A 13,158-nucleotide genomic window follows, 5' to 3' on the forward strand; every position below is an offset into this window, starting at 1 on the left:
TCGGGGCACAAAGCGGAACCAATGTGATGCGCTGCGTCTTGGTTTGGTGCGGCATTCCGCCGCAGATGGGTCACGCAATGCTACCGAAAGTATTTCAGACGATAACCCTGATGCTTGTCCTTACCGCCTGCGGCGCGGACGGACCGGCAAATACCACGCCTCCCGCCCCCGGAACAGACGCGGTGGTCGAGCTGACGACGACGCTCAAGTTTGCGCCCGAACGTCTGACCATCCCGGCAGGTGCGACAGTCGAATGGCGCAACAGCTCGATCCTGGATCATACGGTGTCGGGCGATCCCGCGACTGCCGAATACCCTGCGGATGTGGCAATTCCGGCGGGCGCAGCAGGATTTTCCGCCGATCTTCCGGCAGGCGGGGTATTTCGCCACACCTTCAACGTGCCCGGCACCTATCGCTATTATTGCGATCCGCACCAAGGGCTTGGGATGAAGGGCGAAATCACCGTCACGCCCTGACCAAAACCATTACTTTCCGGCGCGCGCATGACGGGCAAGATCCTGAGCGATGCCAAAGGCGCCCTTGATCTTGTCGCCGGTCTTTTGCCATTCGCGCAGCACGACGATCTTGTTGCTCTTCACTTTCGCCTCGCCCTTCTCTGCAGTTATGAACTCTACCAGACCGGCCGGATTGGCGAATTTGTCGTTGTGGAACTGGATCGTCGCGCCCTTGGGCCCGGCATCCAACCGGGCGATCCCGGCGCGTTTGCACTCGGCCTTGATCCGTACGACCAGAAGAAGCGTGTTCACCTCTTTCGGCAGCGGCCCAAACCGGTCGATCAACTCGGCGGCGAAACCTTCCAATTCGACCTTGGTCGTCAGATGCGACAGACGGCGGTACAGCCCAAGGCGCACGTCAAGATCCGGCACATATTCTTCCGGGATCAGGACCGGCACACCAAGGTTGATCTGTGGCGCCCATTGGCCGTCTGTGTCGGTCAGCCCCTCCAGATCGCCCGACCGGATTTTGGCAATCGCCTCTTCCAGCATCGATTGGTACAACTCATAGCCAACTTCCCTCACCTGACCCGACTGTTCCTCGCCGACCAGATTGCCCGCGCCACGAATGTCCAGATCCTGTGACGCCAGTGTAAACCCGGCTCCCAGAGTATCGAGACTGCCGAGCACCCTCAGCCGCTTTTCAGCCGCAGCCGTCAACTTCACCCGGGGTTTTGTGGTGAGATAAGCATAGGCGCGGGTTTTTGACCGCCCGACCCGGCCGCGGATCTGGTAAAGCTGCGCCAGCCCGAACATGTCAGCGCGGTGCACAATCATCGTGTTGGCGGTTGGAATATCGAGGCCGGATTCGACGATGGTCGTGGCCAGCAGCACGTCATATTTTCCGTCGTAAAAGGCGTTCATCCGGTCATCGAGTTCGCCCGCAGCCATCTGGCCGTTGGCGATGACGAAACTGACCTCGGGCACATGATCCCGCAAAAACTGCTCCATCTCCGGCAGATCGGCGATGCGCGGCACCACAACAAAGCTCTGTCCGCCGCGATAGTGTTCGCGCAACAACGCCTCGCGCAGGGTCAGCGTGTCGAACTCGGATACATAGGTCCGGATCGACAACCGGTCGACCGGCGGCGTGCCAATGACCGACAGATCGCGCACCCCGGTCAGCGACAGTTGCAGCGTGCGCGGAATCGGCGTCGCGGTCAGGGTCAGCACATGCACATCGGTGCGCATCTGCTTCAACCGCTCCTTGTGGTTGACGCCAAAGTGCTGTTCCTCGTCGATCACCAGCAGGCCAAGATCTCGGAAATTGATCGATTTGGCCAGCAGCGCATGGGTGCCGATCACGATATCGACGGTTCCGTCTGCGATGCCCTGACGGGTCAGCGCCGCGTCGCGCTGCGACACAAAGCGCGACAACTGCCGCACTTCGACCGGGAACCCCCGGAACCGTTCGGCGAACCCCTTGAAATGTTGGCGTGCCAGCAACGTGGTTGGGGCGATGATCGCCACCTGATGCCCCGACAGCGCCGCGACAAAGGCGGCGCGCATCGCCACCTCGGTCTTGCCGAAACCGACATCGCCGCAGATCAGCCGGTCCATCGGCATGCCCGCCGCAAGGTCACCGAGCACTTCGTCAATCGCCGACTGTTGATCGTCAGTTTCCTGATAGGGGAAACGCGCGCAGAACGCATCCCACATGCCATCCGGCGGCTCCATGATCGGCGCTTTGCGCAGCATCCGTTCGGCAGCCACGCGGATCAGACGGTCGGCGATATCGCGGATCCGCTGTTTCAGGCGGGCCTTCTTGGCCTGCCACGCTCCGCCGCCAAGTTTGTCGAGCAGCCCTTCCTCGTGGCCATAGCGCGACAGCAGTTCGATGTTTTCCACCGGCAGGTAAAGCCGGTCACCGCCAGCATACTCCAGCAGGATACATTCGTGATCGGCACCCAGCGCCTTGACCACTTCAAGGCCGCGATAAACCCCGACACCGTGGTCCACATGAACGATCAGATCACCCGGCGACAGCGACTGCGTTTCCGTCAGGAAATTATCGGCGCGCTTGCGTTTTTTCGTGCTGCGGATCAACCGGTCGCCCAGAACGTCCTGTTCGCTTACGACGGTTATACCCTTGGCGGTGAACCCGTGCTCCAGAGCCCAGACGACCAGATACACACCACCCCGGCCCTCGGGGATATCGCGGTGATCGGTGATCGGCGTCGTGCCGCCCAGACCTTCGTCCTCCAGCAGTCCGGTCAGCCGTTCACGCGCACCATCGGAATAAGACGCGATGACAACCTGATCGGTCTTGCCACGCAGATTAATGTGGTCGGACAACGTCTTGAACAGGCTTATGCTTTCCTGTTGCCGCTCGGACAGGAAATTGCGCCCGATCCGTCCGCCCGCATCGGTCACGCCGGGTCCGGTTGGCTGCGGCAGCGGGTTATATTGGATCACCCGGTGGGCCGCAGTGACCGCACCCCAAGCGGCATCGTCGAGATAAAGCAGACCCGGAGGTGCGGGCTTATAGACAGAATCTACCCGCTTCTTGTTGGTCAGCGCCTCGTGCCGGTTGTCGTATTGGTCGGCGATCCCGTCCCAGCGGGAAAGCCGCGCCGCCGTCGTCTGATCGTCCAGCGTGATGGTGGCACCGGGCAGATAGTCGAACAGAGTTTCCAGACGCTCGTGAAAGAACGGCAGCCAATGTTCGATCCCGGCGTGTTTGCGCCCGGCGCTGACCGCTTCGTACAAAGGATCGTCGGTGCCCGCCGCGCCGAACTCGATCCGGTAATTCTGCCGGAACCGGGTGATCGCCGCCTCGTCAAGGATCACCTCGGACACAGGCGCCAGTTCGATCACCGACAGTTTTTCTGTGGTGCGCTGGGTGGCCGGATCAAACCGTCGCGCGCCGTCCAGAACATCACCGAACAGATCCATCCGAACGGGGCCGGTTTCGCCCGGCGGCCAGACATCGATGATCCCCCCCCGCACGGCATAATCACCCGGCTCCATCACCGTGGGCGCTTGGGTGAACCCCATGCGCACAAGGAAATTGCGCAATCCGGCCTCGTCGATGCGGTTGCCCACGCGGGCCGAAAACGCCGCCTGGCGCAGGATTTCGCGGGCAGGCACCCGTTGGGTTGCCGCATTAAGCGTGGTCAGCAGAATGAACCGCCCCGGAATCCCATGCGCCAGCGCCGCCAGCGTCGCCATCCGCGTGGCCGAAATATCGGCGTTGGGCGACACCCGGTCATAGGGCAGGCAATCCCACCCCGGAAAGGTGATCACCGTCGCTTGCGGCGCAAAGAACGCCAGCGCCGCGCGCATCGCCGCCATCCGTTTGTCATCGCGCGCCACATGCACGACAGCACCGGAGGATTTCGCCAGTTCATCGGCCAGAAGACGGGCGTCGAACCCTTCGGGGGCGCCTGAGACGGTGATACGAGCGGTTTCGGGTCTGGCCGGTGTTTGCATGGCGTCTCAGGTAACAGCCCGCCTGCCACAGTCAATCCACAAAGCCGCCCCCGGCGCACCATCGGCAGAGGTTCCGTCCGATGAGGCACAGCCCAAAAGCCCGCCGCGCGCTTCGCATCGGCAAGGCCGATCATTCAAGTGCGACGTGATCCGCAAGGCTTATTGGCTGAACAAGGACCTTCGACGGCCAGAGCCGCAGATCGCAACGCTGATTGACGCCACCGGGCGCAAGCGTCTTGATATCACGCGGATTTGTCTGAGGCCGCTCGGCCCCTGACTTACCGGTTTCAGCCCCCAAGTGGCCCGACGTCAAGGTTCTTGTACATGCCCCACATCGCCGTAAAGAAAATCGAAACAATCCCGATCAGCTGCGTCCACAGACGGTGGCGTGTCAGGCGCTTCTGCAATGCCTCGCCCGTGGCGCTCTGATCATCAATCGCCTTGGCCGCTGACACGGACAACGCCCAGACCACCGTCAACGGCAATGCCATCAGCACAATCGCCTGAGCGAATTCGACACCGTACCAAAACGCCAGTGTCAGCAGTGCGGTCAACACCATCGAAGCGAGCGATATCAGCCCCAGCCCGGACACCCGCGCGATATTTAACAGTCGGTTGACGTTGATTTGCGCCAATGCATCAAGGTCGGTTTCAGCCTGTCCGCCAAAGCGGCGCGCCCGTGTGACCATGTCGAAAGGCACGCCCAAAACCCAGTGCGATGCGGTGGACCAAACCGTTGCCAGCGCGATCCAGTACCAAAGATTCGAGAAGGATCGCATGTCGATCAGTTCAAAGACGACCGAGTACCAATTCACCGGCATCTCCTGCTTGAAATTCGCCGCGACACTAGAGGCGCAATCCTGCGAATACCAGAGATCAATGACAGACCCGTCTGGCCGCTGCCGCAGCAACCTCCAGCAACTTTGCCCCGAAAGCCTCACATCAGGCCCGCATCAGAGCAGCATCGGACTTGAGCCGGGGCGACATCCGTGCCACCCAAGGCCGGACACAGCCACGAGATCAGCCATGACCACAGCCGCCTATCCCGCCGCCCGCTTTCGCCGCCTGAAATCCCATGCCGCCCTGCGTGCGCTGACCGCCGAACATCGTCTGACGGTGCACGATCTGATCTGGCCGGTTTTCCTGCGCGATGGCGAGGGTGTGCGCGAGGACGTCGCGTCGATGCCCGGCGTTGCCCGCATGTCGGTGGATCTGGTGGTCAAGGCGGCGCGGGATGCGGCGGATCTGGGCATTCCCGCGATTTGCCTGTTTCCCTATACTGATCCATCGCTGAAAACCCGATTGTGCGAAGAGGCGTGGAACCCCGACAACCTGTCGAACCGTGCGATCCGCGCGATCAAGGCGGCCGTGCCGGAAATCGCGGTGATGACCGACGTCGCGCTTGACCCCTATAATATCAACGGCCACGACGGAATTGTGCGCGACGGTGTTATCGTCAACGACGAATCGGTCGAGGCGCTGGTCAAGATGGCGCTGGCACAGGCTGACGCGGGCGCCGACATTCTTGGCCCCTCCGATATGATGGACGGGCGGATCGGCGCGATCCGCAACGCGCTTGAACGGGCCGGGCACCAGAACGTCACGATCATGTCCTATGCCGCGAAATACGCCAGCGGGTTTTATGGCCCATTCCGCGATGCCGTGGGCGCGTCCGGCGCGCTGACCGGGGACAAGAAGACGTATCAGATGGATCCGGGCAATGTCTCCGAGGCGCTGCGTCTGGTCGAGCGTGATCTGAGCGAGGGGGCCGACATGGTGATGATAAAGCCCGGCCTGCCCTATCTTGATGTCTGCCGCGCGGTCAAAGACCGGTTTGGCGCGCCGACCTTTGCCTATCAGGTCAGCGGCGAATACGCGATGATTCAGGCGGCTGCGGCACAGGGGTGGGTTGACGGGGAACAGGTGATGATCGAATCCCTGACGGCGTTCAAACGTGCGGGCTGCGACGGTATCCTGACCTATTTCGCACCGGCCATGGCGCGGTTGTTGCCAAGCTGAAGCCTGCGATCAGCACAATGGCCCTGCCCGGCCATAAGCAACATCCGACTTTGCTGACCAGTCCCCGGTCGGCGGATGACGCAAAGAAGCCCGCGGATTCATCCGATCTGCCTGACGTCTGGCAACGTCACCTCTCCCTGCGCCACCGCTTCGGCAAGTTCAGTGCGCGACAAAACCCGCAGCACGGGTGAGTCATAGCCGTCTGCGGACCCCCAGATGCCGATCAGCCCGCGCAATGCCGATTGTTCAGCCACAGCCAACCGCGAGAGAGCCGCGTGATCGGGGAAGAAACTTTCCAGAGCGACGCCATTGGCCGTGATGATCGCATGCTTTTGCAGCAGGATCAGATGATGGACGATGTCCGCAGGCGCCGGCACAATCCGGGCAATTGCGGTTTCATGGGCCAGATGCCGCGCGCGGACCAACACCCTTTCTCCCGATTTCAGGACAAGCACCAGACACCGGCGCGGCGCCAGGAACAGATCCGCACTGCGGCCAGCAATGCGGATACAGCCCTGCAGATGACCGGAGGTCGGAAGATTCACTCCAACAGTTTGACTATGTACCGGGCCGGACTCCGTTCCCTCTGTCGCGGTTGAATGCACCCGTTCGATACCGTGCCAGATCACCGGCAGGGGTGGCCCGCCCTGAACCGATACGGGATCGCCGGGGCGCAAATGATCGATCCGCCGCCGCCCCCCGGGAACGTCGATCATCATCCGCCAACCCGCAGTCGGCGCGACAGGCAGAGGGTCCGACGACAGAGAATCACTAGTATCCGACATGGTACAGCCCAGTTGCAGGACCGAACCGTTTCGCCCCGGGCCAAGCATTGCAGAGTTTCCTGACCACTTGGTTACTGCAAATGCGAATTCACTCCCGCCCGGTATTTCGGCAATTTCCCGCCCGTGCGGGATGATTCCGTGACATTGCACCGATATCTGCATATAAATGCGCACGAACGGTCGGGACAGACCGTCATTCGAGGTAAACCGGCAGTAAAAGGGTCACATCCCATGAAAATATATTCCCGCCGCATGGTTCTTGCGGGCGTGGCGTCGGGCGCCGCTCTGACGGCGGCCTGTTCGAACGGTCTGAACAGTCGCGGCCCCGCAACAATCGATGCGCGCGTTTCGAGTTCGCTCGAACATCTCTACCGCACCTATCCGGCGACGCAGGATCTGCGCGACAAGGCGGCGGGCGTTCTGGTGATGCCGCTGGTCACCGAGGCCGGTTTTGGAATTGGCGGCTCTTACGGGCGCGGTGCCTTGCAAGTGGCGGGATCGACCATCGACTATTACTCGGCCACTCAGGCCAGCGTCGGATTTCAGATCGGCGCACAGCAATATGCCCATGTGTTGTTCTTCATGACCAACGATTCGCTGTATAATTTCCGCAACTCGCCCGGATGGTCGGCAGGTGCAGATGTGCAATATGCGGTGAATGATCAGGCGGGCAACCTGTCTGCCGACACCACCACATCTCTTGCGCCAGTGATCGCGGTGATCTTCGGACAAGCCGGACTGATTGCCGGAGCGACCGTTAAAGGCACCAAATACAGCCGTATCATTCCCTGAACCGGGCTTCGGCGGCACGTCAGGCGATTGCGGCTGTTTCGCCCCGTTAATCGACCACTTTCATTGACTGCGACAGCGCTCTAGGGTCGGGCAAAATCCTGCCCGACCGGAGCTTGCCAGATGACACTGATCCTGAACCCGAATATGGCCGCCACCTTTCCGCCTCCGGTGATGGAGGCGCGGCGATGGCTGGACGGCGTTGAATTCCCCCCCGATCGCCCGATGATCAACGTCTCGCAGGCGGCCCCCACGGCCCCGCCCACCGCCGAGATGCGCGCCGCCATGGCCGACATGATCGTCAACCTGCCCGAAACACACCTGTACGGCCCGGTTCTGGGCCTGCCGGCATTGCGCGATGCCGTGGCGAAGGAATGGACCTCGGCCTATGGCGGCAAGATCGCACCCGCACAGGTGGCCATCACTTCGGGCTGCAATCAGGCATTCGCGGCGATCATTTCAACGCTCGCCGCCACCGGCGACGAGGTGATCCTGCCAACGCCTTGGTATTTCAACCACAAGATGTGGCTGGACATGAACGGTATCGGCGCCGTGCCGCTGCCCACGGGTGACGGGTTGATCCCCGATGCCGAGTCTTGCGCGGCGCTGATCACTCCACGCACACGGGCCATTGTTCTGGTCACGCCGAACAACCCGGGCGGGGCGGAATACCCGGCTGAAACGCTCCGCGCCTTTGCCACGCTGGCCCGGTCGCGCGGTCTGTCGCTGATCGTCGATGAAACCTATCGCGATTTCGATTCCCGCAGCGGTGCGCCCCACGATCTGTTTACCGATCCCGACTGGGACGAGGTTCTGATCCAGCTCTATTCGTTCTCCAAGGCCTATCGCCTGACCGGACATAGGGTGGGCGCGGTGACCGCATCCCCCGCGCGTCTGGCCGAGGTCGAAAAGTTTCTAGATTCGGTCACGATCTGCCCGAACCAGTTGGGCCAGCATGCAGCACTGTGGGGCATGACAAATCTGCGCCAGTGGCTTGCAGGCGAACGGGACGAGATACTGGACCGGCGCGCGGCCATCGAACAGGGGTTTCCTGCGCTTGAGGGTTGGCGTTTGCTGGGGTGCGGTGCCTTTTTTGCCTATGTCGAACACCCGTTCGATCTGACCTCGGACGTGTTGGCGCAGCGACTGGTAAAGGACGCCGGGGTGCTGTTGCTGCCCGGAACGATGTTCACCCCCAAGGGCGATGCCGACGGGGCGCGGCAATTGCGGATTGCGTTTGCCAATATCGACCGGGCCGGGATCGGAACTCTGTTCGATCGGCTAAAGACAGTGAAGTACTGAGACCGGTCAGGGGCGCGGCAATCACCGCATACGCGCCCCTTCGGAATAATTGACCACCAAAGAGGTCCGGGTTGATCGGTGAAAGGCGCACAGGCGCTTGCCCGTTCGCGCGTCCTGTCATAGGGATGGCAACGCCCCGATCCGGCGGGGTGAACAGAACGGGGGGCCCCATGGCCAAACGCGGTAAAGGCATGTTTTCCAACATCGCGGTGGGGGCGATCCTGCTGTTGCTTGTCGTTGCGCTGGCAGGGTTCGGCGCAGGCGGGTTCGGCGGACAGATCCGCACCATCGGCAGCGTCGGCGACACCGAGATCAGCATCGACCGGTATTCCCGCGCGCTGCAACAAGAATTGCGGACCCTTGAGGCGCAGACCGGACAACGGTTTACCTTCGCACAGATGCAGTCCTTCGGGCTGGACCAGGCCGTATTGCAACAGGTGGTGGCCACCGTCGCGCTGGAAAACGAGGCAGACCGGCTGGGCCTGTCGGTCGGTGACGAAGCCGTGCGCCGCGAAGTTCTGCGGGTGCCCGCATTTCAGGGTCTGTCCGGAGAGTTCGACCGGGAATCCTATGAATTTGCGCTGCGTCAGAACGGCCAGACGATCGCCGAGTTCGAGACGACAATCCGCGCCGAAACCGCACGCACCCTGTTGCAGGGCGCGGTGGTGGCCGGGATCGAAACTCCGGCCGAGTTCACCGACACCCTCTACGCCTATGCCCGCGAAAGCCGCGATTTCACCTATGTCATGTTCGGCCCCGAAGATCTGACGACGCCCCTGCCCGCGCCCGACGACGCGGCGCTCAAGGCGTTCTATGCCGACAACCCCGAAATGTTCACCCTGCCCGAACGGCGGCGCGTCACCTATGCTTGGGTCACGCCCACCATGATGGCCGATATGGTCGAGATCGACGAGAAAGCCCTGCGCGCCCTCTATGACGAACGGATCGATGAATTCGTTCAGCCCGAGCGGCGGCTGGTCGAACGTCTGGTGTTTGGAACGCAAGAGGATGCCGAGGCGGCACTGGCGCGGCTGAATGACGGCGCTGTGAGCTTTGACGATCTGGTGACCGAACGCGGTCTCAAACCAGCCGATATCGATCTGGGTGATCTGTCGCGCGCACAGCTTGGCTCGGCGGCGGATGCGGTGTTCGCGCTTGACGAACCCGGTGTTGCCGGTCCGGCCGACACAGATCTGGGCCCGGCGCTGTTCCGGGTGAATGCCATACTGGCGGCGCAAGAAGTCACCTATGAGGAAGCCCGCGACGATCTGTTGATCGAATTCGCCGACGGTGCCGCCCGCCGCGAGGTGCAGGCGCAGATTGATCCGGTTGACGATCTGCTGGCCGGAGGCGCGACACTGGAACAGGTGGCGCAGGACACACCGCTGGAGCTGGGCGAAGTTCTGTTGTCGGATGCCAGCGAAGAACCCATCGCCGGTTATCTCGCGTTCCGCACGGCGGCCACCGCTGCTGCGATCGGTGATTTCCCCGAGGTGACCGATCTGGACGATGGCGGCATCTTTGCATTGCGGCTGGACGAAATCGTACCGCCCACCCTGCAACCGTTCGACGAGGTAAAGGTGCAGGTGATCCAAGGCTGGGAGGACGCCGAGACTGCAAAGGCGCTGACCGCTCAGGCCGAGGCATTGAAAACCGCAGTGGAGGGTGGCGAAGGAATGTTTGCCGGTACCGTCGCGCCAGAAACCCATACCGATGCCCTGCGTGACACCTTCATCGAGGACACGCCCGAGGCGCTGGTCACCACCGTCTTCGACATGGAACCGGGCGAGGCCCGGGTGATCGAAGACGAAACCGGCGCGGTGCTTGTCCGGCTTGACGCGGTGACAGCCCCCGACATCGAGTCCTCCGAAGCGGTCACGATCCGCGCCGGGTTTGCGACCCAGACGGCGCAAAGCTATGCTCAGGACATGGTCGATGCCTTCACCATCGCCATTCAGGGGCAAGCCGGAATCGAAATGAACCAGACCGCAATCAACGCGGTTCACGCACAATTCCCCTGAGGCCATCCACCATGCAGCTTTCGCCCAGTTACGAAGATTTTGCCAAGGCATATGAGGCCGGAGAGAATCAGGTGGTGCATGCGCTCCTTGCCGCCGATCTCGACACGCCGGTTTCGCTGATGCTGAAGCTGGGCGAGGCAAAGAAGGACAGCTTCCTGCTGGAATCTGTTACGGGCGGCGAAGTGCGCGGACGCTATTCGATCATCGGGTTGAAACCGGATCTGATCTGGGAATGTCACGGAACGACCAGCCGGATCAATCGCTCGGCGCGGTTCGATCCCGATGGCTGGACCCCCTGCGACGGTGATCCGCTGACCGCGCTGCGTTCTTTGATCGCGGAATCGCGAATCGCTCTGCCTGAATCCCTGCCCGCCTCGGCTGCCGGGCTGTTCGGGTATCTCGGATACGACATGATCCGACTGGTCGAACACCTGCCCAATGTGAACCCCGATCCGCTGAACCTGCCCGATGCGGTAATGCTGCGCCCTTCGGTCGTGGCCGTTCTGGACGGGGTCAAAGGCGAGGTGACGGTGGTTTCGCCTGCCTGGGCCGGTGGCGGTCTGTCGGCCCGCGCCGCCTATGCGCAGGCGGCCGAGCGGGTGATGGATGCGATCCGCGATCTGGAGCGCAGTCCGCGCGGCGAATCCCGCGATTTCGGCGAAGAGCTGGCCGCACCGGAACTGACATCGAACTTTACCCATGCGGGATATCTGGCGGCGGTCGAAAAGGCCAAAGAGTATGTGCGGCAAGGCGACATCTTTCAGGTGGTGCCGTCACAGCGGTGGTCGGTGCCTTTCACCCTGCCACCCTTTGCGCTTTATCGGTCGTTGCGACGCACCAACCCTTCGCCGTTCATGTTCCACTTCAACTTTGGCGATTTTCAGGTGATCGGCGCATCGCCCGAGATTCTGGTGCGGGTGTTCGATGGCGAAGTCACCATTCGACCCATCGCCGGAACCCGTCCGCGCGGTGCCACCCCGGAAGAAGACCGCGCCTATGAGGCCGATCTGCTATCCGACGAAAAGGAACGCGCCGAACATCTGATGTTGCTTGATCTCGGGCGCAACGATGTGGGCCGTGTCGCCAAGATCGGCACTGTCCGGCCTACGGAACAGTTCATCGTCGAGAAATACAGCCACGTCATGCACATCGTTTCCAACGTGGTGGGCGAACTGGCACCCGAGCATGACGCGCTGTCAGCACTTCTCGCCGGGCTGCCAGCCGGGACGGTTTCCGGCGCGCCCAAGGTGCGGGCGATGGAGATCATCGACGAGCTGGAGCCAGAAAAGCGCGGCGTCTATGCGGGCGGCGTCGGATATTTCAGCGCCGGGGGCGACATGGACATGTGCATCGCCCTGCGCACAGCGGTGCTGAAGGACGAAATCCTGTACATTCAGGCCGGTGGCGGCGTGGTTTACGACAGCGACCCCGAGTCCGAATATGTCGAAACCGTCAACAAATCGAATGCCATCCGGCGCGCAGCAGAAGATGCCGGGCGCTTTGCGGGCAATTCGAACGGCTGACCGGAGCGGGGCTTGCGAGGGCGGCGGATCACGCGCCCCGGCAAGCCCTGACATCGCACCGGCGGAAACTTTGTCGCAATATGTGTCAACAGCCCCGGCGGCGACATTCGGCGACAATGCCCGGATCGCGCTGACGGCCATTCCCTGCGATCACAGTCTGGATCAGTTTCGTCGAAACAATCTCGTTTCCCGGAACAATCAGGAAAAGGACTGAAAAATGACCAGCAGTAAAATCCTGCCCGCAGCGGCTCTCGTTTCAATCATTTTCGGGTCGGGCGCCATGGTCGCCACTGCCCAGACTGCGCCCGTTGCAGAACCCGGTGCCACAGAGGCGCCGATGAACAAGGTCCACGCAAAGGGCGACCGGGGTGATCACGCCGCAAAGGGCGATCGGGGTGATCGCGCCGGAAAGCACCATCGTGGCCAGCGAATGATGGGCGGATTCGGGGGCCACGAAGGCCTTGGCGCACTGTTTGCCGAGGTTGATGCAGACGATGACGGAACAGTGACCCGGGCCGAAATCGACAGCTATCTCGCGGGCAAGATCACCGGTGCCGACGCTTCGGGCGACGGCGCGCTGACCATCGAAGAATTCGATACCCTGTACCGCGAATTCACCCGCACGCGGATGGTGCGGGCGTTCCAGCGGCTTGATGCTGATGGCAATGGCCAGATCGATGCCGCGGAAGTCGACACCAACCTGAACAACATCGTGGATCGTATGGACCGCGACGGCGACGGTGCCCTGACCCTCAAGAAGCGCTGAAGGCAG

The 13,158-nt window shown here is 62.0% G+C and carries 10 protein-coding genes; 7 read left to right on the forward strand and 3 right to left on the reverse strand.

Translation table 11 applies throughout. The features are described 5' to 3' along the window. Positions 1–77 precede the first annotated feature (77 nt). Positions 78–476, forward strand: a complete 399-nt coding sequence (locus FQ320_RS00185; protein ID WP_187393719.1) for a plastocyanin/azurin family copper-binding protein — start codon at positions 78–80, stop codon at positions 474–476. Positions 477–485: 9 nt separating this feature from the next. Here the strand turns inward: FQ320_RS00185 and mfd are convergent, their stop codons facing one another. Next, complete coding sequence (mfd, locus tag FQ320_RS00190) at positions 486–3,947, reverse strand: transcription-repair coupling factor (RefSeq protein ID WP_148468859.1); 3,462 nt, start codon at positions 3,945–3,947, stop codon at positions 486–488. Positions 3,948–4,234: 287 nt separating this feature from the next. Next, entirely contained in the window at positions 4,235–4,762 is a 528-nt protein-coding gene (locus FQ320_RS00195; protein ID WP_187393720.1) for a component of SufBCD complex, read from the reverse strand. Positions 4,763–4,973: 211 nt separating this feature from the next. On the opposite strand from FQ320_RS00195, the gene hemB reads away from it, so the two are divergent. Further along, entirely contained in the window at positions 4,974–5,966 is a 993-nt protein-coding gene (gene hemB, locus FQ320_RS00200) for a porphobilinogen synthase (RefSeq protein WP_148468861.1), read from the forward strand. A gap of 98 nt (positions 5,967–6,064) precedes the next feature. On the opposite strand, the gene FQ320_RS00205 is transcribed toward hemB, so the two are convergent. After that, positions 6,065–6,799 (reverse strand): Hint domain-containing protein, encoded by a 735-nt coding sequence (locus FQ320_RS00205; RefSeq protein WP_187393721.1) that lies wholly within the window; start codon positions 6,797–6,799, stop codon positions 6,065–6,067. A 183-nt stretch (positions 6,800–6,982) separates the two neighbouring features. Between FQ320_RS00205 and FQ320_RS00210 the strand changes: the two genes are divergently transcribed. From FQ320_RS00210 to FQ320_RS00230, 5 genes are all read left to right on the forward strand, one after another. Continuing rightward, a complete protein-coding gene (locus FQ320_RS00210; protein WP_148468864.1) occupies positions 6,983–7,543 on the forward strand; it encodes a YSC84-related protein in 561 nt (186 codons plus the stop codon). 120 nt (positions 7,544–7,663) lie between these two features. Further along, entirely contained in the window at positions 7,664–8,842 is a 1,179-nt protein-coding gene (locus tag FQ320_RS00215) for an aminotransferase (RefSeq protein ID WP_148468866.1), read from the forward strand. A 170-nt stretch (positions 8,843–9,012) separates the two neighbouring features. Beyond that, positions 9,013–10,863 carry a peptidyl-prolyl cis-trans isomerase gene (locus FQ320_RS00220; protein ID WP_187393722.1) on the forward strand — a complete coding sequence of 617 codons (1,851 nt, stop codon included), beginning with the start codon at positions 9,013–9,015 and terminating at the stop codon, positions 10,861–10,863. A gap of 11 nt (positions 10,864–10,874) precedes the next feature. After that, positions 10,875–12,386 carry an anthranilate synthase component I gene (gene trpE, locus FQ320_RS00225; protein ID WP_148468870.1) on the forward strand — a complete coding sequence of 504 codons (1,512 nt, stop codon included), beginning with the start codon at positions 10,875–10,877 and terminating at the stop codon, positions 12,384–12,386. Between the two features lie 217 nt (positions 12,387–12,603). After that, positions 12,604–13,152, forward strand: coding sequence for an EF-hand domain-containing protein (locus FQ320_RS00230; RefSeq protein ID WP_148468871.1), 549 nt, complete (start codon positions 12,604–12,606; stop codon positions 13,150–13,152). Positions 13,153–13,158: the final 6 nt, after the last annotated feature.

It is taken from the genome of Oceaniovalibus sp. ACAM 378 (genome assembly GCF_008085915.1).
Taxonomy (GTDB): domain Bacteria; phylum Pseudomonadota; class Alphaproteobacteria; order Rhodobacterales; family Rhodobacteraceae; genus Oceaniglobus.

Coding starts and splice junctions, on each gene's coding strand:
- FQ320_RS00185 (WP_187393719.1), top strand. CDS start 78: ATGCTACCGAAAGTATTTCAGACGATAACCCTGATGCTTGTCCTTACC.
- mfd (WP_148468859.1), bottom strand. CDS start 3,947: ATGCAAACACCGGCCAGACCCGAAACCGCTCGTATCACCGTCTCAGGC.
- hemB (WP_148468861.1), top strand. CDS start 4,974: ATGACCACAGCCGCCTATCCCGCCGCCCGCTTTCGCCGCCTGAAATCC.
- FQ320_RS00205 (WP_187393721.1), bottom strand. CDS start 6,799: ATGCTTGGCCCGGGGCGAAACGGTTCGGTCCTGCAACTGGGCTGTACC.
- FQ320_RS00210 (WP_148468864.1), top strand. CDS start 6,983: ATGAAAATATATTCCCGCCGCATGGTTCTTGCGGGCGTGGCGTCGGGC.
- FQ320_RS00215 (WP_148468866.1), top strand. CDS start 7,664: ATGACACTGATCCTGAACCCGAATATGGCCGCCACCTTTCCGCCTCCG.
- FQ320_RS00220 (WP_187393722.1), top strand. CDS start 9,013: ATGGCCAAACGCGGTAAAGGCATGTTTTCCAACATCGCGGTGGGGGCG.
- trpE (WP_148468870.1), top strand. CDS start 10,875: ATGCAGCTTTCGCCCAGTTACGAAGATTTTGCCAAGGCATATGAGGCC.
- FQ320_RS00230 (WP_148468871.1), top strand. CDS start 12,604: ATGACCAGCAGTAAAATCCTGCCCGCAGCGGCTCTCGTTTCAATCATT.